The sequence below is a fragment of the Streptomyces fructofermentans genome (assembly GCF_014651055.1).
Classification (GTDB): Bacteria; Actinomycetota; Actinomycetes; order Streptomycetales; family Streptomycetaceae; genus Streptomyces; species Streptomyces fructofermentans.
Map to the genome: position 1 here is coordinate 55,807 of NZ_BMWD01000019.1, position 19,488 is coordinate 75,294.

General features: G+C 71.1%; 26 protein-coding genes. 6 read left to right on the forward strand and 20 right to left on the reverse strand.

Features of this window, described 5'->3' with window-relative positions:
• Positions 1-5: 5 nt before the first annotated feature.
• The 3 genes from IE265_RS24400 to IE265_RS24410 all read right to left on the reverse strand — a co-directional run bounded on the left by IE265_RS24400 (position 6) and on the right by IE265_RS24410 (position 2,424).
• Positions 6-950 (reverse strand): hypothetical protein, encoded by a 945-nt coding sequence (locus IE265_RS24400; RefSeq protein ID WP_190037810.1) that lies wholly within the window; start codon positions 948-950, stop codon positions 6-8.
• On the reverse strand, positions 947-1,510 hold the full coding sequence (locus tag IE265_RS24405) for an RNA polymerase sigma factor (protein ID WP_190037811.1): 564 nt from the start codon (positions 1,508-1,510) through the stop codon (positions 947-949). Before IE265_RS24405 ends, IE265_RS24400 begins: the two co-directional genes overlap by 4 nt.
• A 278-nt stretch (positions 1,511-1,788) precedes the next feature.
• Entirely contained in the window at positions 1,789-2,424 is a 636-nt protein-coding gene (locus tag IE265_RS24410) for a TetR/AcrR family transcriptional regulator (protein WP_229916458.1), read from the reverse strand.
• Positions 2,425-2,494: 70 nt separating this feature from the next.
• Here IE265_RS24410 and IE265_RS24415 point away from each other — a divergent pair, with 70 nt between their 5' ends.
• The 5 genes from IE265_RS24415 to IE265_RS24435 all read left to right on the forward strand — a co-directional run bounded on the left by IE265_RS24415 (position 2,495) and on the right by IE265_RS24435 (position 6,984).
• A complete protein-coding gene (locus IE265_RS24415; protein WP_190037812.1) occupies positions 2,495-4,114 on the forward strand; it encodes an FAD-binding oxidoreductase in 1,620 nt (539 codons plus the stop codon).
• Between the two features lie 157 nt (positions 4,115-4,271).
• Positions 4,272-4,853: a sugar O-acetyltransferase gene (locus tag IE265_RS24420; RefSeq protein ID WP_190037813.1), complete on the forward strand. Its 582-nt coding sequence runs from the start codon at positions 4,272-4,274 to the stop codon at positions 4,851-4,853.
• Positions 4,854-4,863: 10 nt separating this feature from the next.
• Entirely contained in the window at positions 4,864-5,421 is a 558-nt protein-coding gene (locus IE265_RS24425) for a TetR/AcrR family transcriptional regulator (protein WP_190037814.1), read from the forward strand.
• A gap of 172 nt (positions 5,422-5,593) precedes the next feature.
• Entirely contained in the window at positions 5,594-6,028 is a 435-nt protein-coding gene (locus IE265_RS24430) for a hypothetical protein (protein ID WP_190037815.1), read from the forward strand.
• Positions 6,029-6,756: 728 nt separating this feature from the next.
• The gene (locus tag IE265_RS24435; protein ID WP_190037816.1) at positions 6,757-6,984 is read left to right on the forward strand and encodes a DUF6480 family protein; all 228 of its coding nucleotides are present in this window, start codon (positions 6,757-6,759) and stop codon (positions 6,982-6,984) included.
• Positions 6,985-7,140: 156 nt separating this feature from the next.
• On the opposite strand, the gene IE265_RS24440 is transcribed toward IE265_RS24435, so the two are convergent.
• A complete protein-coding gene (locus IE265_RS24440) occupies positions 7,141-7,755 on the reverse strand; it encodes a DinB family protein (RefSeq protein WP_190037817.1) in 615 nt (204 codons plus the stop codon).
• Between the two features lie 414 nt (positions 7,756-8,169).
• Here IE265_RS24440 and IE265_RS24445 point away from each other — a divergent pair, with 414 nt between their 5' ends.
• Entirely contained in the window at positions 8,170-8,628 is a 459-nt protein-coding gene (locus IE265_RS24445) for a hypothetical protein (protein WP_190037818.1), read from the forward strand.
• Positions 8,629-8,824: 196 nt separating this feature from the next.
• Here IE265_RS24445 and IE265_RS24450 read toward each other — a convergent pair whose 3' ends face one another.
• The 16 genes from IE265_RS24450 to IE265_RS24525 all read right to left on the reverse strand — a co-directional run bounded on the left by IE265_RS24450 (position 8,825) and on the right by IE265_RS24525 (position 19,240).
• Positions 8,825-9,097, reverse strand: a complete 273-nt coding sequence (locus IE265_RS24450; protein ID WP_190037819.1) for a hypothetical protein — start codon at positions 9,095-9,097, stop codon at positions 8,825-8,827.
• A 267-nt stretch (positions 9,098-9,364) separates the two neighbouring features.
• Positions 9,365-9,625, reverse strand: a complete 261-nt coding sequence (locus IE265_RS24455) for a hypothetical protein (RefSeq protein WP_190037820.1) — start codon at positions 9,623-9,625, stop codon at positions 9,365-9,367.
• Between the two features lie 159 nt (positions 9,626-9,784).
• Entirely contained in the window at positions 9,785-10,312 is a 528-nt protein-coding gene (locus IE265_RS24460; protein ID WP_229916459.1) for a DUF1990 domain-containing protein, read from the reverse strand.
• Between the two features lie 297 nt (positions 10,313-10,609).
• A complete protein-coding gene (gap, locus tag IE265_RS24465; protein ID WP_190037821.1) occupies positions 10,610-11,608 on the reverse strand; it encodes a type I glyceraldehyde-3-phosphate dehydrogenase in 999 nt (332 codons plus the stop codon).
• Between the two features lie 98 nt (positions 11,609-11,706).
• The gene (locus tag IE265_RS24470; protein ID WP_190037822.1) at positions 11,707-12,663 is read right to left on the reverse strand and encodes a GlxA family transcriptional regulator; all 957 of its coding nucleotides are present in this window, start codon (positions 12,661-12,663) and stop codon (positions 11,707-11,709) included.
• Between the two features lie 124 nt (positions 12,664-12,787).
• On the reverse strand, positions 12,788-13,066 hold the full coding sequence (locus IE265_RS24475; RefSeq protein ID WP_190037823.1) for a gas vesicle protein K: 279 nt from the start codon (positions 13,064-13,066) through the stop codon (positions 12,788-12,790).
• Positions 13,063-13,290 carry a gas vesicle protein gene (locus IE265_RS24480; protein ID WP_190037824.1) on the reverse strand — a complete coding sequence of 76 codons (228 nt, stop codon included), beginning with the start codon at positions 13,288-13,290 and terminating at the stop codon, positions 13,063-13,065. The genes IE265_RS24475 and IE265_RS24480 overlap by 4 nt, the downstream gene beginning before the upstream one ends.
• A 3-nt stretch (positions 13,291-13,293) precedes the next feature.
• Positions 13,294-14,106, reverse strand: a complete 813-nt coding sequence (locus tag IE265_RS24485; protein WP_190037825.1) for a GvpL/GvpF family gas vesicle protein — start codon at positions 14,104-14,106, stop codon at positions 13,294-13,296.
• 109 nt (positions 14,107-14,215) lie between these two features.
• Positions 14,216-14,539, reverse strand: a complete 324-nt coding sequence (locus IE265_RS24490) for a gas vesicle protein (RefSeq protein WP_190037826.1) — start codon at positions 14,537-14,539, stop codon at positions 14,216-14,218.
• Positions 14,532-15,605: an SRPBCC family protein gene (locus IE265_RS24495; RefSeq protein ID WP_190037827.1), complete on the reverse strand. Its 1,074-nt coding sequence runs from the start codon at positions 15,603-15,605 to the stop codon at positions 14,532-14,534. The genes IE265_RS24490 and IE265_RS24495 overlap by 8 nt, the downstream gene beginning before the upstream one ends.
• A 6-nt stretch (positions 15,606-15,611) precedes the next feature.
• Entirely contained in the window at positions 15,612-16,550 is a 939-nt protein-coding gene (locus tag IE265_RS24500) for a histone protein (protein ID WP_190037828.1), read from the reverse strand.
• 7 nt (positions 16,551-16,557) lie between these two features.
• Positions 16,558-16,812: a gas vesicle protein GvpG gene (locus IE265_RS24505; protein ID WP_190037829.1), complete on the reverse strand. Its 255-nt coding sequence runs from the start codon at positions 16,810-16,812 to the stop codon at positions 16,558-16,560.
• 1 nt (position 16,813) lies between these two features.
• Complete coding sequence (locus IE265_RS24510; RefSeq protein ID WP_190037830.1) at positions 16,814-17,563, reverse strand: GvpL/GvpF family gas vesicle protein; 750 nt, start codon at positions 17,561-17,563, stop codon at positions 16,814-16,816.
• A 3-nt stretch (positions 17,564-17,566) separates the two neighbouring features.
• Positions 17,567-18,034, reverse strand: coding sequence for a gas vesicle structural protein GvpA (locus tag IE265_RS24515; protein ID WP_190037831.1), 468 nt, complete (start codon positions 18,032-18,034; stop codon positions 17,567-17,569).
• Between the two features lie 40 nt (positions 18,035-18,074).
• A complete protein-coding gene (locus tag IE265_RS24520) occupies positions 18,075-18,395 on the reverse strand; it encodes a gas vesicle protein GvpO (RefSeq protein WP_190037832.1) in 321 nt (106 codons plus the stop codon).
• 308 nt (positions 18,396-18,703) lie between these two features.
• Positions 18,704-19,240, reverse strand: a complete 537-nt coding sequence (locus IE265_RS24525; RefSeq protein WP_190037833.1) for a hypothetical protein — start codon at positions 19,238-19,240, stop codon at positions 18,704-18,706.
• Positions 19,241-19,488: the final 248 nt, after the last annotated feature.

Genomic DNA, 19,488 nt, shown 5'->3' on the forward strand with positions numbered 1-19,488 from the left:
ACTGCTCAGCCGACGCTGTCCGCCGGTCCGTCGAACAGGATCGTGTCGCGGCCGGTGACACGGCCGGGGTCGCCCTGCGGGGTGTGGTTGATCTCGAGGATCTTCCCGTCGGAGGGCCTCACGATCCAGTTGGGATCCTGAGGGCTGTGCTCGAAGCCGTCCGACCACTTCCAGGAGACCTTGGTGCCGGTCCGGCCCACCGCGTCCTTCACTCCTTCGGTGACCTCGGCGCCGGGGGTGTCCGCCAGCACGCGGTACAGCGCGGCTCGCAGCTGCGGCGAGGTGGGGGCGCCGGACAGCAGTCCGGCTGCCTGCCGGACGGTCCGTTCCGCGGCGGCGGACCCCTCCGCGCCCGCCGACAGGACTCGGCGCAGGGCGTCCGGCCGGGTGGGGAGCCTGTCGAGGCCGTCCCAGCCGACCTGCCGGGTGCCGACGCTCCATGTGACGCCTCCCGGCGGAGCCTGTTTGGTGACGACTCGGCCGTTCTGGGTCTTGATCACGAGCTTGGTCCGGCTCAGGAAGGAGGTGTCGGTGTGGACCTTGTCGCCCTCCACCGCGCTCCTGACGGTGGTCTTCCAGTAGGGGGCGTCGCTCCCCTGCCCGGAAGCAGCCCGGTCGGCAATGGAGTTGAACAGTTCGGCGGCCGAGGCGCCTGCGGCGGGTTCGCCGCCCATGCCGACGACGGGGAGCACGGCCGCGCCCGCCGCGACGGCGGCCACTGCCGCGGCGCAGGCGAGGATCCGGCGCCTGCCGAAGCGGTGCGTGGCCACGGTGGTGGACTCGGGCATGGTGGGGGCGCCCGTCGCCGTGTCCGCCGCGACGGCCCGGCGGACGAGCGCGCGGGCTGTCGCGAGCACGGCGGGGTCGGGGGCCTCCACCCGTCCCGCGGCCTTGAGCGCGGTGGCGTCCGGGAAGTCGAGTACGTCGGTGAGCCGGTCCTGGTGCGTCATGCGAAGTCTCCCGTCAGATGCGTGAGCGCGGTGTCGGACAGTCCGTCACGCAGGCGGGCGCGTGCCCGGTGCAGACGGGAGCGGGCGGTGCCTGCGGGAATGCCGACGACGGCCGCGGCCTCGGTCGGCGTCAGTTGCTCCCAGGCCACGAGGAGCAGCAGTTCGCGCTCCACCTCCGGAAGCCCGGCCAGTCCGTTGCGCAGTTCCGGGCCAACGGCGGCGGCGTCCAGGCGCCGGTCCACCGCCTGCCACGGGTCCCCGACCTGGGTGTCCGAGGGCGGCTGCGGACCGTCCGCCGCGCGGGCCGCGGCCTGCCAGTGGCGTGCCAGTACGTTCCTGGCGACGCCGAACAGCCAGCCTCTGGCGGGGCCGCGCGAGCTGTCGTACGTGTGCCGGTTGGCGTAGGCCTGGAGCCACACCTCGGAGAGCAGGTCGTCGGCGGCCGTCGGAGCGCGGCGTACGAGGTATCCGTGCAGGGCGGCGGAATGTCGATCGACCAGGGGCTCGAAGGCCGCGGGCTCGCGAGCGGCGCGAGCCAGCAGATCCTCGTCCGGGTCCATGGAGTCTCCTGTCCGAGCCCGCCCGGGCGGCGGTCTCATCCTGTACTTGCACGGGATCGCCGCGAGCGTTCGCACGACGGTACGTCCGGGCGTGCGGGCTGTAACAGGACACGACTGGGACCGACATGGACGGGCACGGGGCGGGGGGGGGCCGCGCCGAACTCGACTGAGGAGGAACGTACTTCGGGGGGCGTTCCCCGCGCACCGCGGTGGCACGCGCGCGGCGGCAGGACGTGCGGAGGTGTGCGCTCAGGAGGCGTAGGCGCGGGACGGGAGGGTCAGGAACTGTGTGTCGCCGTCGTCTTGTCCGCGAGGAGGACGGCGAAGATGCGCTCGAACCGTGCTGTCATCTCGGCCGCGCTCTGCTCGGGATGGTGACGCCACCAGGCGACGGCACCGCTGACCGTCCCGTACCAGAGGTGCGTGACGAGGTCGGCGTCGAGGGGCCGGTCGGCCCGGGACGAGTCGAGGAACTCCGCCACGCCCACCGCGCCCATGCGGTTGAGCGCGTCACGGTGAACGGCGGCCGCCGTGTGGAGCCGGCCCTCCGTGGGCACGGTCGAGTCGTAGACGAGTTCCCAGTCGTGGAGCCGCGACTCCAGCGCCCGGAAGAGGGCCGCGAGGGTGCGAACGGCACGTGTGATGTCGGCCGGGCCCTGCCGGGCGGACTCCACGGCCTCCACGAGCCGGGAACCCGCTCGGTCCAGGCAGGCCAGGTAGAGGCCGTCCTTGGACCCGAAGTACTCGTAGATCATCGGCTTGGTGATGCCCGCCCGCGCGGCCACGTCCGCGGTCGACCCGCGCGCATAGCCCTTGCGGCCGAACTCCTCCCCCGCCGCGTCCAGGATCAGCCGCTCCCGGTCCTTGCGGGGCATTCCCTTGGTGCCGGCGCCGACCTTCCCCTGGTTGCCCATGCCCCCACCCTATGCCATGGTGACCGGCAGGTAATTTACCCGTCGTTCAGATGAGTGGGGTGGCTGGGCAGTGAAGGCCGGGACGCGTTCGTGGTGGGGATGGGGAAACGACGAGGACGCCGTTGTCGGCGTCGAGCGCGAGGAACTGCGCAGACGCACCGGGCGGCTCTTCCCGGACGCCGACCTGACCGTGCACGAGGCCCCGCCCGTCGCCTCGTTCGACCTGGTCCCATGCCGGGTGGAGGTGCCGGCAGCCCTCGCTCCGCTCGCCTCGCACGACGCCCGCGACCGACTGGCGCACAGCCACGGGCAGGCGTTCCGCGACGTCGTCCGTGCCCTGCTCGGGCGACTGCCCCACGTGCCCGACCTCGTCGTGCGCCCCACCTCGGAGGCCGAGGTGCTGCACGTGCTGGAGTGGTGCGGCGACGCCGGCATCGCCGTGGTCCCGTACGGGGGCGGCTCCTCGGTGGTCGGAGGCGTCGAGCCCCGGGTCGGCGACGAGTACACCGGAGTGGTCAGCCTGGACCTCACCTCGATGGACCGGGTCCTCGCGATCGACCGGACCAGCCGGGCCGCGCTCGTCCAGGCCGGGGCACTCGGACCCCGTCTGGAGGAGCAACTGAGGCCCCAGGGACTCACCTTGAGGTTCTTCCCGCAGTCCTTCGAGTTCTCCACCCTCGGCGGCTGGCTGGCCACCAGGGCCGGCGGCCACTTCGCGACCGCGCTCACCCACATCGACGACCTCACCGAGTCGTTGCGGGTCGTCACGCCCGCCGGAGTCGTGGAGACCCGCCGCCTCCCGGGCTCGGGCGCCGGGCCCTCCCCCGACCGGATGTTCCTCGGCTCCGAGGGCTCGCTCGGCGTCATCACGCAGGCATGGGTCAGGCTCCAGGACCGGCCCCGGTGGCGGGCGGGCGCCTCGGTGTCCTTCGCGGACCACGAAGCGGGGGTCGAGGCGGTGCGCGCACTGTCCCAGTCCGGGCTCCAGCCGGCCAACTGCCGGCTCCTGGACCCCATGGAGGCCCTCATCAACGCGGGCTCCTCGACGTCCGTGCTGGTACTCGGCTTCGAATCCGCCGACCACCCCGTCGACGCCTGGTCGGCACGCGCGCTGGAACTCTGCCGTGACCACGGGGGCACCCTGCCCGAGCCACCGCGACTCACCGACAGCGCCGAAGCGGCCGCGCGCACCGGTGCGGCCGACACCTGGCGCTCCTCCTTCCTGCGGATGCCGTACCAGCGGGACGCGCTGGCCGCGCAGGGCATGATCGTGGAGACCTTCGAGACGGCGTGCACCTGGGACCGGTTCGCGAGCGTGCGCGCGGCCGTCGACGACGCGGTCCAGGACGCGATGCGCCAGGTCGGCGCGACAGGTGTCGTGACCTGCCGGCTCACCCACGTCTACCCCGACGGTCCAGCCCCCTACTTCGGGGTCTACGCGGCAGGCGAGTGGGGCAGGACCGTCGAGCAGTGGGACGAGATCAAGCAGGCGGCCTCGGAGGCCCTGATCGCGTCGGGCGCCACCATCACCCACCACCACGCGGTGGGCCGGGACCACCGACCCTGGTACGACCGCCAGCGCCCCGACCTCTTCGCCGCCGCCCTGCGGGCGGGCAAGGCGGTCCTGGACCCGGCGGGAATCCTCAACCCCGGCGTCGTCGTCGACCCCCTCCGCCGCCCCGGCACCTGAGACCCGCCCACCCGAAGACCCTCCGGGCCCGAAGCCGTGGCGGACCCGTCCCGCGCCACCGGGCTCCCACACCGCGCCGACTGCCCCTCGCCGGACGGGCGCCACAACCCGTCCGGCGAGTGTACGAACGTACGCTCCTGCGGGTAATCTGACGCGCATGCCGACGGACTACTTCGCACAGGACCCCCGTACCCACCTGGAGCGCATGCTGGCGGGCGACCTCTACATCGCCGACGACCCGGAGATCGCCCGCCGCCAGCAGCGGGCCGTGCGCCTCGCCGCCCGCTACCAGGCGGCCTACATCGAGGACACGGAGACGGCCGGGCCCGTGCTCGCCGAGCTCCTCGGCTCGGTCGGCGAGGAGGTCCACGTACGACCGCCTCTGAACGTCGACTACGGCAGCAACATCACCATCGGGGCGCGCACGTTCGTCAACAGCAATCTCACGGCGCTGGACGTCGCGGCCATCACCATCGGCGAGGACTGCCAGATCGGCCCCAACGTGCAACTCCTGACCCCCACACACCCCTTGGAGCCGCAACCCCGCCGCGACAAGCTGGAGGCCGCCAAGCCCATCACCATCGGCGACAACGTGTGGATCGGCGGAGGCGCGATCGTCCTGCCCGGGATCACCATCGGGGACGACTCGGTCATCGGCGCCGGAGCGGTCGTCACCAAGGACGTCCCCGCAGGTGTCGTCACCGTCGGCAACCCCGCTCGCACAGTCCGCACTCTCTGAAGGACCCGCCATGGCCACCGGGCACACCGACCCGCAGCGCCGCGACCGCATCCTCGCCGCCGCACTCGACCTCGTCGCCGAGGAGGGCGTCTCCGGCGTGTCGCACCGCAAGATCGCCGCGCGCGCCGGTGTGCCCCTCGGCTCGATGACGTACCACTTCAACGGCATGGACGAGGTGCTCCGGGAGGCGTTCCGCCTGTTCAGCGACCACGTGGTCGCCGTCTTCGACACGCACCTCGCCCCCGCCACCGACGCCGACCGGGCGAGAGAGGCAGTGGCGGACCTCGTCCACGCCCTGTCCGACGGAAGCAGGCGCGACCTCGTGCTCGCCCAGGAGCTGTACACGCTCGCAGCCCGGCAGCCCGCCTACCGGGACCTCACCCAGCAGTGGATGGCCCGCAGCCGCCTCCACCTGGAGAAGCACTTCGACCCGGACACCGCCCGCCAACTCGACGCCCTCATCGAGGGACTGACGCTGCACCGCGCCCTGTCCACACATCCCCACGACCGCGCCCTCACCCTGGACGCTGTCACGCGCGTCACCACACCGTCCGGACACGTCGGGTGAGAAGGCGGTACGAGGCGGGTCGGGCAACGTCGGCACCGCCGCGCCCGGCATCGGGACGAGGGCGCCACGGCTCCGGGCCTTCGATGGGCGCTCACGGCCAAGCCGCTCGGCAGCGGGCTGCGACTCGAGCGGCAGGTGGACTCAGGGACAGCGGACCGGGGACCATGCCCGGGTGAGCAGCATCATCGAGTTCTTCGTGGCGCCCCATCATGAAGCCGCGGCCGCCGCCGTCGAGTTCGGCCCGTCACGGGACCCTGAGTCGCCGAAGTACGGCAACTTCGACGTCGAGGAGGCACTCATCGAGTGGGAGGCCCTCCTCACCGGCCGGAGCTTCGACGAACTCGTCTCCGCCGGCGAGCCCGAGCCCGTCGCGGACTCCGACGGGGAGGGCCCCTTCGTCCTCGCCCTGTCCGAAGCCCTCCAGGACGCGCTGGCCGGCGCCGACCGGGCCCGGCTCGACGAGGTCGGCGGACTGTGGATCGAGGAACGGGCCGCGGACGGGGAGGAGTTCGACGTGGAGATCACGGCGGAGATCCTTGACGGGCTCGCCACGCTGGCCCGCGACGCCATCGGGCGGGGCCGCCGGGTCTATTGCTGGACGGCGTAGGGACGGCGGCCCCGCTGTCGACGGAAGCACACCTGGCTCCGGACGCGCCGTCGAGCCCCGGCAACCCCGGGTGCCGCACGTCCGGCCATGTCCGCCGGTCCGCGCCTCCGCGCCTCCGCGCCTCCGCGCCTCCGCGAGCACATCGCCTCTGTCCTGGCGGCTGGCGGCTGGCGACCGGGCGCGCGGCAAGCCTCCGACCCGGCAGCGCGACGGTCGGGCGGCGCGACGCCCCGGCGGACACTCCACCGTGGGCGTCCGGTGGCCGTCACCCCGGTCGGGACGAGCCCCGAACCGAAGCGGTGCCATCGACTTCGGCGCAGGCAGGGTGTGCGAGCTGCCCCCTCGCCACCGCAACCCCTGTGGCCGTCGCCACCACCGCCGTCGCCACCACCGCCGTCGCCGCGACCCGGAGTCGTGCGACCGCCACCCGGCCGACCGCCACCGGCCCGAATGTCGGCCACGCCCTGCCTCCGCGCCCCCACCCGGGTGGAGGGCTCTGTACGCCTCGGAGCGGTGCGCGCACGGCCCGCGCCGTCGGCCAGAGCGGCGCGTCCGTACCCGGCCGCGTACGGTGGGACAGGAGCGCGGGTCGCCCGCGCCGGCACTCGAACGTCCTCGGGGCGCCGGTGAGGCCGTCCTGGCCCACCGGCCGCAGTGACCGAGTCTGCGGGCGCCGTCGAACCGGCCACGCCGGTCCGGCCGCCCCGGCGCGAAGAGGAGCGTGCGTCATGAGCACTCAGGAATCCATGCCGAGGCTCGCTCCGGGCCTCGCGGCAGAACGTGTTGTATCGCCCGGCGAGACACCCCCTGTGGAGACCGGCATCTCAGGCATCTCCTATCCGGAGCCGCCCACGCCGCGCAAGGCGTGGGGCCCTGTGTCGCTCACGCTGATCATTGCCGTGGTGATCCTTGTGGCGGTCGGCCTGATCGGCATGGTGACGACGCTCAACCTCTGACTGCGGGCGGACCCGCGCGGCACGCTCGGCGAGGCGCCGCGCGGGTCTCGGCCGAGTCGTCTCCCGCACGCGCGCCGACCCGCGCGCCCCAGGCACCGGCTCAGCCGGACCTCGGAGCCTCGTGCCGGTCGTGCGCGGTTCGGAGCCCGACACGGGTCACTGGCCCACGCGGCCGTCGACGCGCTCGCGCAGCAGGTCTGCGTGCCCGCAGTGTCGCGCGTACTCCGCGATCTGCGCCACCAGGACGTCACGGAGCTGCTCGTCGCCACCGGGTTGGGGACCCAGGTCGGAGAAGCCGGTGTTCCGGGTGCCGAGGTCCGTCACGCCGGCCAGGTACCGGTCGGTCAGCGCCACCTCCGCCCGCCACTGCCGCCAGGCGTCCTCGACCACCGCGGGGTCGGCGACCGCACCGTTCCAGTCGCCGTCGCGGTCGTCCTCGGTGCGGTACAGCTTCGGCGCGTCCTCACCCGTCATGACACGGCGGAGGTGCCGCTCCTCCTCGGCCATGTGCCGGATCAGCCCGAGCAGGGACATGGTCGACGGCGGCACGGACCGCCGGGCCAACTGCTCGGCGTCCAGGCCCGCGCACTTCAGTTCCAGGGTGAGGCGGTAGTGGCGCAGCGAGTCGAGCAGGATGCCGCGTTCGTCGACGGCACGGTCACCGGCCTCGCGAGGATCGTCGTCCGGGTCGACCCACATGTCCGGGTAGATGGTTGACTCCGTCCATCGATCCGCCGTCGGATCGTCTATCTGGTGCTCACCCGAGTTCATGGGGGCATGCTCGCGCTCACCGCCACGGCACGCCACCGAATATCGCGATCGCCCCCTCGGGACCGCCCGGGCGGCGAACCGTCGAGACCCTCCGCGACCACGGACGGCTGCGGCGCCATCGGGCCACGGACCACCTCTCCGCTTGTGCCGTCCGACGGCGGGACAGGCGAGAACGCACCGTCACGGTTAAAACATCAAGTGCCCACGTTTACAAGGCTAGTTGAGACATTCGGGTCGCACTGGACGAGCATGATCAGCACCCTTGACAGCCGTTACGGACATGACAGAATTCCGCTGCCGCACAAGATCACCGGTCAACGACACCACCCCGTCGCGGCACCGTCAGGACCCTCGCACCACCCGCACGTGCATGCCTTCTTGCAATGTCATGCATCTGACAATCTTGGAGTCGACATGTTCAAGCACGTCCTCGGCAGGACCGCTGCAGTACTTGCCACGGCCGCCGCCGCCACTGTCCTCAGCCCGGCCACCGCCGCCCACGCGGGCGCGTCGTGCTCCCTCGCCGGCTGCTCGGAAACGGTCAACCAGAGCGACCTCAGCGTCTACGCCGCCCGGAACTGGTGTATCGCGGGCAGTGACACCGGTGCCACGACGACCACGACGCCCACCTGCAGCTCGGACGGGGTGGCCCAGGCGACCAGATGGGTCACCGCCGGCACGCAGACCCCCTCGGGCCAGGACTGGGACACGTTCCGCGTCGACGCGGGCTTCTGCTACAAGGTGTCGTTCAAGAGCCCCATCGACACGGACTTCACCAAGACGTACGACCGCCGCGGAACCTCCGCCGTCTGGGTCAAGGTCGAGGACGACTACACCGCGTACGTCACCTCGCAGAAGACCGCCACGTGCTGACCGGCTGAGAAGTGGGCCTCACCCGCCACGGGGGCGACGTGGGGCCCACACAGCCGACCACTGTTCGATGGACCGAACCATGCGCCGAGGTGGCCTCGTTGAGGCTCTGGACAGTCCTCGGCCGACCGGTGGGCAAGGTCGGAAGGCCGTGTGGGCCAGGTCTGGAAGCCGGGTGGGACCGACTCGCCATGCCCGTTCAGCGCGCCCAGGAAGGGCTCAGCCGCTTCGCCGTTCCGCAGTGTGCGGTCCTCCGATGGCGCCACAGCAGCATCGCGGTGAAGGCCAGCAGCAGGGTGAACACCCCCAGCAGCACGCCCACCACAGCCGTCTGACGAAGGCCGTGGGACTGCTGGATCTGGAGGAGCAGGGTGAGCGCGCACAGCGCGACCCCCGTCGCGTACACCCTGCGTACCCGCCTCAACTGCCGCACCATGCGGGGGGCCAGGGCCATGGGCTTCATCAACACCATCACGCCATCCACGCCTCTCGACACCGGACTTCACCGGCGGGCGCAGCCCACCCGACGACGTCCTGACGGTTCCGACTTCCTCGGCACGACCTCACCCGGGACCCCCGGACCTCGTGAACCCCCGTCCCCACAGGGACAGTGACGGGCCCTCAGAGGCTCCAGGTCGAACCGCTTTCCCCACGCACACCCGGCCACCGACCGGCCACGCCGCCAACACCACTGGCAGAACCGCCACTTGGGGTATGCACCGGCTGCTGCGGCAGGGCCTCAGCTCTCCACCGGGTGGCCGCCGTCGCCCTCGACCACGATCCGGTCGGCGCCGGCCTCCTCGGCCCGCTCGACCATCGTCACGTCGACCTCACCGTCACCGGTCGTGTCGAACTGGTACAGATCGGCCTTGCCGTCACCGGTGGTGTCGGTCATCCACACGTCGGTCTTGCCATCACCGTTCGTGTCGGCGCTGAGGACGACGTGATGCTCGTCCCCGCGGGTCTCGACCACTTCCTCGGTGCCTTCATTCGTCTCCATGACGGCCGGTTGCCCCCGCCGAACCGACCGAAACCACGGCTCCCGAAGCCCACCGGCGGCCTGCGGGAACAACGGCCACGGGTCGCCGGCCCTCGACGCGCCACGCCCCTCCCCCAGTGCCGGGACGAGCCGGCCCGCGCGTACCGCCATGGGCGGACTTCAGCGTGCGGACGGCACTCGCAGGGCGCGCTCGTAACGACGACGGCAGAGGACCTGCACCGGCAGGAGAAGCGGGAACACGCGCCGCCACAACCCTCGGGGGGCGGGGGCGGTCAGGGAGCGCAGGGTCAGGGTGACGAGGCCGTCGGAGTCCCTGCGCAGGATGAACGCCTCCTCGCCGGAGACGGGGTGGCCCGGAAGGGTGCCGTAGGCGAAGCCGCGTACGTCCGCGGTCTCCACGACGGCCACGACGCGGACGGGTTCGTGGACCACAAGCGGGCCCCATGCCGCGGTGATGGTGTAGCGCGCACCCTCGGAGACCCGCGGGGAGGCGCCCCCCACCGGGGTGACCCTGAACCCGCTGCGCCGCTTCACGCCCCAGTGCAGGAGTGCGTCCGACGCTGTGTGCCAGTGGTCGTCACCCCGCCCGACAACGACGGTTCTCGCGTGGCGGCGGTACCCCGGGATTCCGGTGGTCCATGTCTCGTCCCCGGGACGCGTCGCGCCCGCAGGACCGTAGGTCAGCACGTCCGCGGACTCCGCATCACGTGCCCGACCGCGATCGGGTCCGTCCGGCGGCACGGGGACTCCTGTCGTAGGGGCGGGTGGCTGGTCGGCCGTCGTGACACGGGCCGACCGGTGACGCCACCCTATTGGCCGGTCCCGGCGGACCCGGTCCCGCCCTGCCCCGGGGACCCGACACCTCTCGCGGGCCGCACCGTGGCCGTTGGCCGGCCGACGCGCTCCCGCCGGCCGCGGGACGACCCCGGCCCGGCTTCGAGCGCCGGGCCGTGACGGCCGTGTGTGCCGCGTGTGCAGCCGCTGTCAGCTGTCGGCGAGGAGCTGGAGCGTGTCGATGACACGGTTCGAGAAGCCCCACTCGTTGTCGTACCAGGCGACGACCTTCACATGCCGGCCGTCCACGCGGGTGAGGGCCGAGTCGAAGATCGACGACGCCGGGTTGCCGACGATGTCGGAGGACACCAGCGGGAAGTCCGAGTACTCGAGGACGCCCGCGAGCGGCCCGTCCGCGGCGGCACGGTAGGCCGCCAGGACGTCGTCGCGCGTCACGTCCCGGGCCACCGTCGTGTTGAGCTCGACGATCGAGCCGACGGGAACCGGTACGCGGATGGAGTCGCCCGAGAGCTTGCCTTCCAGGTTGGGGAGCACGAGGCCGATCGCCTTGGCGGCTCCCGTGGTCGTCGGCACGATGTTGACCGCGGCGGCACGGGCCCGGCGGGCGTCCCGGTGCGGACCGTCCTGCAGGTTCTGCTCCTGCGTGTAGGCGTGCACCGTCGTCATGAAGCCGTGCTCGATCCCGGCCAGCTCGTCGAGCACCGCGGCGAGCGGTGCCAGCGCGTTGGTCGTGCACGAGGCGTTCGAGACGATGGTGTGCACGGCCGGGTCGTAGGCGTCGGTGTTGACCCCGTACGCCAGCGTGACGTCGGCGCCGTCCGACGGGGCGCTCACGAGCACCTTGCGCGCGCCCGCGTCGAGGTGCGCGCCCGCGGCCTTGGCCGAGGTGAAGCGGCCGGTCGCCTCCAGGACGATGTCGACACCCAGTTCCGCCCAGGGCAGCTGCGCGGGGTCACGCTCGGCGAGCACCTTGATGCGGCGGCCGTCGACGACGAGGGTGTCCCCGTCGGAGGTCACCGGGCGGCCGAAGCGGCCTGCCGTCGTGTCGTACGCGAGCAGCCGCGCGAGCGTGGCCGGCTCGGTGAGGTCGTTGACGGCGACCACTTCGAGGGCGCTGTCCCGTTCGACCAGGGCCCGGAGCACGTTGCGTCCGATGCGGCCGAATCCGTTGATGGCGATGCGAGTCATGAGTGGTGTCCCTTCGGTTCCCCTCCAGGCTCGCTCGCGACGGGCGCCCCTGCCAGTGGCGAGATCGCCACGGTTCAAAAGGATCGCGCCACCTGGGGCTACTCGCCCTGGGCGAAGGTGCGCCGGTACTCGCTGGGCGTCGTGCCGAGGATCCGCTGGAAGTGCAGCCGCAGGTTCGCCCCGGTGCCGAGCCCGACGTCGGCCGCGATCTGCTCGACGCCGCGCTGCGAGCGTTCCAGCAGCTCCCGGGCCATGTCGATGCGGGCGCGCATGACCCACTGCATCGGCGTGTACCCCGTCTCGTCGACGAACCGCCGGGAGAAGGTGCGCGGCGAGACCGCCGCCTGCCGGGCCAGGATGTCGAGCGTGAGCGGCTCGCCGAGCCGGCGCAGCGCCCACTCCCGGGTGGCCGCGAACTTCTCGCCGAGCGGTTCGGGCACGCTGCGCGGTACGTACTGCGCCTGGCCGCCGCTGCGGTACGGCGCGGCGACCAGGCGCCGGGCGGCGTGGTTCGAGGCGGCCACACCGAGGTCGCCGCGCAGGACGTGCAGGCACAGGTCGATGCCCGAGGCCGCGCCCGCCGAGGTGAGGACGCTGCCCTCGTCGACGAACAGGACGTTCTCGTCCACGCGGACGAGCGGGTACTTGGCCGCCAGCGCCCGCGTGTAGTGCCAGTGCGTCGTGGCGCGCTTCCCGTCGAGCAGTCCGGTCGCGGCGAGCGCGAAGGCACCCGTCGAGATGGCCGCCAGCCGGGCTCCCCGGTCGTGGGCGGCGATCAGCGCGTCGACGACGGTACGCGGCGGGTCGTCCCGGTCGGGGAACCGGTAGCCGGGGATGAAGACGAGGTCGGCCCACGCGAGCGCGTCGAGGCCGTCGGCGACGTGGTACGACAGGCCGTCGCCGCCGGTCACCAGCCCGGGTGCGGCACCGCACAGCCGCACCTCGTACGGCATGCTCGCGCGCGTGCTGAACACCTGGGCGGGAATGCCGACGTCGAGCGGCTTCGCACCGACCAGCACGAGAACGGCGACGCGACGCAGGGGGGAGGCTGGCACGAGGACAGGTTACGCAGTCGTGCGCGCGTCGCGACCGCTCGGCGGGCTGTGCCGCGAGCGAGCCGGGCCACCGCGGATGGCAAAGCCCACGGCTCGCCCCCTCGGCCCACCCCGCACCGGCACCTCAGTCCCGTGGAAGCAGCGTCCCGAGCGGGCCGAGGTCGAGATTGAGGTCCTCCGGCCGCACTCCGTGCTGCTCGCAGAGCTCGGTCATCCTCTGGTCCAGCATCATCAGGGTCGTCCCGATCTCGTCCGCCTGCTCATCACTGAGGTCCCCCAGCTCGATGCGCCGAATCGCCTGACGTTCCATCAGCTGCCGTAGGAGCTCCACCACTGTGAGGACCAGGGCGACCAGATCACGCCCCACCTTCTCGGAGTCGAGTTCGATCCGCGAACCGCTCACAGTGGGCCGCCGTCCGCCCAGGGAGCCGGCACGCGCTCGTTGACGGACGACAGCAGAGCGTGCAGGGAGAGTCTGACCAGCGGGACGTCCGCGATGGCAATGACCAGGTCACCGCTGATCACCACCCCTGTGGCCAGTACACGGTCCAGCAGGTCGACCAGAGGCACGCCGACGGGCCCACTCAGCGGTCCGGACTCGTCCCATGGCACCACATCGTGCGTCACGCTCTACACCTCGCCGACGAAGGAATAGGGAACCCACGGCCCCGACAGCTCGATCTGGGCCCCTGTACGTTCCCGCAGCGCCCGTGTCAGCACGCCGAGCTCCTCGGCGCGGTGCTCCGCCACGAGGTAGGTCGCGTTGAGGACCTGGATTCGGCGCTCTCCGGGCGGCTGGGCATGGGGCCGCAACCTGCGTGACGCTGCGGCGAGGCCACTCACCTCGACGTCGACCACCTCCGCGATGCGCAAGGCCTCCGTCTGGCACCGCTCACGGCGCTGCTGCGCTCCCCGCTTGCGGTTCAGGTAGGCAAGCCCGGCTCCGGGCGCCGGTCGGGACCGGTCGCCCGACGCGGCAGGCACGGCAGGCTCCTGGTTGCCGTCGTCCCTCGGGCCGGGTGCCGCGTACACCTTCACGCCCCATTCGGCATGCCGCGCAATACGCCCCAGCACGGCGTGGAAGCGATCCGCCTCGTCGGCAAGGGCCTGCCGCGCCCTCTCAGCACCGCGGTAGAGGGTCGCCATCGGGAGTGGCACGGTGGGACACGCTGCCGCGACCGCGGAAACGACGTCGTGGTGGCCGCGTGCATAGCGTTCGAGTTCCACACTGTCGGCCAGGCGGGCCTCCCAGGCCTCCTCGCCGAAGTCACCCGCTCGGACCCTCTGGACGATCGCCGTGAGCGCCCCCAGGGACAGCGGAGCCACGGGCGACTCGTCCGAGACACCGGACAGCCCGACGAGCACCGACGGGTCCGGGTCCCGGCATACAGCGAACACGTAGATGGTGTCGGCGTCCGACGTCTCAGGGTCTCGCTCCGTCATGTACCTCGGTTCTCCTTGCTCGGTGCCGTTCGGTGCCGTTCAGTGCCGTTCAGTGCCGTTCGTCGCCATGCGCCGCCGGCTCACGTCCCACCGCTGGGCCGCCGACGGACTACTCCTCAGCCGCGCCGGACTCGAGCTCCTCCAACCGCTTTCGCAAGAGGCGGTTCTCCTCCTGCATGACGTTGCGAGCAGCACGCGAGCTGAGTGCGGGATCGGTCTCCCACCAGTCGATTCCGGCCTTCTTCGCGGTATCCACGGATGCCACGAACAGGCGGAGGCGAATGGTGAGCAGTTCGATGTCAAGGAGCTCGATCTTGATGTCCCCGGCAATCACGATCCCCTTGTCCAGGACACGTTCGAGGATGTCGGCCAGGTTCGTGGTCTGAGGTCCTGACACGGGGTACGCCCCCTGCCGGAAGTCAACGTCAGTCACGGCGTTGCCTCTGTCCTCTCCGCTTCCGGGGAGCTTCCTCTTCCTCCTCGTCCGGTTCTTCCTCGTCCGGCTCCTCGTCCTCCTCCGGTTCCTCTTCGTCCTCGGCCTCGTCCTCGTCCTCGTACACATCCTCGGCTTCGGCTTCGGGCTCCTCGTCCTCCGGCTCCTCGTCGGCCTCGTACTCGTCCTCGCCCTCAGTCCCGCCGTCGGGCTCGGAACCCTCGTCGTCCTCCTGCTCGGCCTCTTCCTCCTCCACGGCGTCCTCGTGGGAGACGACGACTTCCCCGTCACGAATCTCGCCGCGCCAACCCTCCGGCTCCTCGGTGGTGAGCGTGACGTACCGCTGGAAGTTCTTGAAGTCGAGGCGCATGCGGCGCCCTTGCGCGCGCCAGAGGTTCCCGGTCTTCTCGAAGAAGCCGGACGGGTAGTACTCCACGACCAGCACGATCCGCGTCAGGGTCGGCGTCAGTTCATGAAAACTGACCGCTCCGCGGGTGGTCCCCTTGGCGCCTTCGGAAGTCCAGACGATCCGGTCGTCAGGGATCTGCTCCTCGACCGTGGCTTTGAAGCTGCGTGTCGAGGGTCCGACCTTGACCTTCCAGTCGCTCTCCAGCTCATCGCTCTTCGAGACGTCGCGAACTCCCTTGGCGAAACTGCTGAACTGGTCGTACTGCGTCCAGTAGTCGTAGGCGTCCCGCAGAGGCACTCCCACATCGAGCACCTCGATGATGTTCATGACCTTGCCGCCGCTGGCCTTGCGTTTGCCCTTCCCCCCGCCGAAGGCCTCCTTGGCCTTTCCCACGACACTGTCCTTGACGCCCTTGGCCTTCTCCGACACGAACGCCTTCAGGGGCGAGTCACCCTTCAGGATCCGGGAGCCGATCGCGGGCAGCCCGCCGCCGTTCTCCGCCGAGTCCGTGAGCTGACCGGTGATGTCCGTCAGCTTGCCGCCGGCCTTCTCCGCAAGGTTCTCCACCTGCGCCGACAGAAACTTGGACAGTTCTCCCCGCAGTTGGTCGACCCCCGAAGTCTCCTCGGCGGGCTCGTCGCGTTCCGTCTTGGTCATGGCTGCCTACCTCCGGCGATCGGCGCGCTTGGCTGTCGCCCGCTTCGACGAAGTCGCCTTCTTGGCTGCGGTCTTCTTGGCGGGACCACTCTTCTTCGCTGCGGTCTTCTTGGCGGGAGCCGTTTTCTTCGCCGCGGTCTTCTTGGCCGCCGTCTTCTTGGCGGGAGCCGACTTCTTCGCCGCCGTCTTCTTCGCTGCGGTCTTCTTGGCAGGAGCCGTCTTCTTGGCAGCGGTCTTCTTGGCCGCCGTCTTCTTGGCGGGAGCCGACTTCTTCGCCGCCGTCTTCTTCGCAGGCGCCCTCTTGCGCGCCGCGGGCTTCCTGCCTGTCCGGGGCTTCTCGCCCGCCGACTGCGAGGACGCCCCGCGTGACCGCCCCCGCTGTGGCTTGGGCTCCGGCTCCTCTTCCTCCTCCGGCTCCTCTTCCTCTTCCTCCTCCTCGTCGTACGCGTCCTCGTCCTCGTCCTCGAACTCGTCCTCCGGCTGCTCCGCTGCCCCTTCCTCCTCCTCGTCGGCTTCCTCTTCGTCTTCGTCCTCGTCCTCGTCGTACTCGGCCCCCGGCTCCTCTTCCTCCTCGTACTCCTCGTCGTCCTCCGGGCCGTACTCCTCCTCGTCCTGCTCCTCCTCGTCCGCCGGCTGCCCGATCCGGGCGGTGCGGTCGCTGAGGGCACCGGCGAGCGTGCTCATACCCCGGTCCGCGGCAGCGGTCACAGCCTGCCGACCTGCCTCGAGGACCTCTCCGCGCAACTGCTCCTGCAATTCCGCGACCTGCGGCAACTCACTCAGCCTGCGCATGCCTTCGGCGGCCAGCTGGCTCGGTTCGAGCCCGAACCGTCTGCCCGCCAGATAGGTCGCGATGGAGAGAGCGAGCCGCCCCTTCTTGGTCCGGCCGAGTACGTAGCCGCCGACTACGGCAACCGCCAGGGCCACCTTGTCCTTGTCTTCCATGGGTCCGTCACCTTCGATCGTTCGGTGAGGAACACGCCCGCGCGGCATGCAGCCGGTCGAGCAGCCGTTCCTCTTCTCGTTCGAACTCCTCCAGGCTGATGTCCCCGTCCTCGAGTTCCTGGTTCAGCTGCGCCAATTGGGCACGGAGCACACCCGGGTCGTGCAACTCACGCTCGGCCGCGTCGTTGAGCTTCTCCGCCACCCAGACCACGCCGCGCACCGGCGCGATGGGAAGGGTGAGCAGTCCCGTGATCAGGCCCATCTCACGCTCCCTGGGCTCGGACAGCGGCGCCTTCGGCCGGGACGAAGCTGTAGCAGGGCAGCGGACCGGAGAGACGCAGCTCCATCCGGTCCCGGCTCGTCCGGGCGATACGCTCCGCGACACCGCGGAAGTCCTCGGAGGCCCCGCGGTCGACCAGGAACGACGCGTTGAGCACGCATCCCCGTACCTCGGGACCGAAGGTCACGGCACGTGCCTGCGGTGTGAGCTCGCTCAGAGCCCTCTGACCGGCCTCGGCGGCCCGTCTCCGCAAGCCCGCCGCTACGGCCTCACCCAGTCGGATACTTGCCTCATAGCCGGGGTGGCGACGCAGTTCGTCGCGCAGGCGGCGGACCTTCTTGTCCTCCGCGACGAGAGCAGCCAGCGCGTCCTGCGCCGGCAGTGCCTTGATGTTGAACTCGACGCCGCCGGAGAGGTGCTCCAGGGCGCCCACGTACTCCGCCTCGCGCGTCGCGAGCTGGCCGTGCACCGCCGTCTCGTCGCCGGCCACCATCCCGAACCGCATCGGCAGCACCGCGCCCTGTTCCGAAAGGAGCAGCAGCAGTTCCTGGTGCGCCAGGAGATCCCGCCGCCTGGCCCGGAGATCGGACGGCGCGTCACTGACGACAGCGGCGATCCGTCCGCGCCGGAGCGCCCGCAGGGATCGCTCCGGGCTGCCCACGCCTCGCGCCCCCGGCGGCAACCGTCTCCCCGCGCGGATGATCGCGTAGACGTACACGCCGTCGGCTGTCACGGCTCACGCCTCCACGGGTCGTCGTCGGTTCGATCCACTCCGCGTCGGGGCACGCCGCTTCCTGGGCCGCTCCTGCTGCTCTTCTTCGTCGTCATCGACGTCGTCGGCGTCGTCGTCACCGCCTCCGACCACCTTGCGCACGGTGTCACCCACGCTCTCGGCGGCCTTGCGGACCTTGCGCTTGCCGATGGACTTGGCGGCACCCCCGCCGAGCAGCTCGGGAATGGTGGTGCTGCCGGAGTCACGCTCCAGGTCAAGCCGGTTGCAGGCTTCGGCGAATCGCAGGTAGGTGTCCACACTCGCCACCACGATTCGCGCGTCTATCTTGAGAATCTCGATGCCGACCAGGGACACCCGGACGAACACATCGATCACCATGCCCCGGTCAAGGATGAGCTCGAGTACGTCGTACAACGTGCCGGCGCGCGGGGGGCACGCCACAACCTCGTCGGAGTAGGTGGTCGCAGGCATGAGGGGTCCTTCCGGTTGTGGGGCACTCCTGGGTCAGTGGTCACTCGTCCGCGGACCCCCGCCGATAGCGACGGACCCTGCGGTACTCCATGAGCTCGCCGTCCTGGTCGAGCCGCACCTCGTACGAGGCGAGAAGACTCGTCGTGTCCGGGATCCGGGGAAGCTCCAGGACGTCCACCACGACGCACCAACCGTCGTCCTCACGCCCCACCGCCGACACACCCTCCGTGGGGTGACCGATAAGACCTTCCAAGCTGCGGCGGGCAGCCCGTGCGGCTTGCTCCGCCCCACGCACGGCCGACGAGCGGCGAGCGGTGGTGGTCGAGGACTTCCTGGCGCGCGGCCGACGCTCTTCTGCCATGAAGTCAAGTCTGGTAGCTATCCGGCGAGGCGCATCTTGGGCGGGGCAGTCGAGTGCCGCGTTCCCGCGGTATCGAGGCCGTCCACCGCGGATCAGCAGCGGCTCGGCACACGACCCGGCGCGGGCGGCAGGCCGGTAGCCGATCAGTTACTCTCCGCGCGGCCGCTCTGCGGAGCCGCGCGCTGTCCGAGCCTGCGCAACCACGCCGCTGCGCGAAAGAAGGTGCGTGAATGCGGCCTTGGATCGGCACAACCCTTCCGCACGGTGCGTGCACCAGGACGCGCCCACGTTCGTCGCGTCCGTCGGCGTCAGGAAACGGTGCTGCCGACGAGGTCCGCCAGCGCCTCGGCCGACTCGGGCGTCAGGCGGTAGAAGCCCTGGAGGCTGATCGAGTGCTGGAGGCGGCCGTCCACCACGTACTTCAGGCCGCGTGTCTTCCCCCGGCGGTTGCGCCAGGTCAGCTCGGCCAGGAGGTCTCCGGGTACCGGAACGTCGAAGCGCACGGGCGGCGCGTCCACGTGGACCGGCGCGGCGCCGCAGCCGCCGGCACCGAGCATGGACCAGTCGTCGTGCCCGGGAAAGGCGGGGTCCTGCCACGTCGCGGGGGCGGCGCCGCAGCAGTCGCGCCGTTCCGTGTCCAGCACGCGCATCCGGCTCACCACGTGCACGATGCACTTGTTGACGTGCAGTGCGTACACCTCGTCGCCGGCCCGGGCACCCGACCAGGCGGGCAGGGAGGAGTGCACACCGCTGAAGGCCACCGGGGGCCGCTCGCCCACGCGCGCGGCCTTGCGCAGGTATCGGCAGGTGTCATGGGCCCAGAGGACGGTGAAGGCGTCAGGCATGGGCGGATCCTATGAACGACCACTGACAATCGGCCGGCTGCGGCAACGGCTGCACGGCATGGTGCGAGCGACGGCCCCTGTTGCGTCCTCGACACCCCACGGCGTCGGGTCTTTCCGTCTCCCGGGACAGGTACGCGAAAGACCCCGCATCGGAACCCGATGCGGGGTCTTCGTCGTGGAGCGCCGGGCAGGCCTTGCACCTGCATCTCCCCGCAGGAAGCGGGACGTCTTTCCTTGGACCACCAACG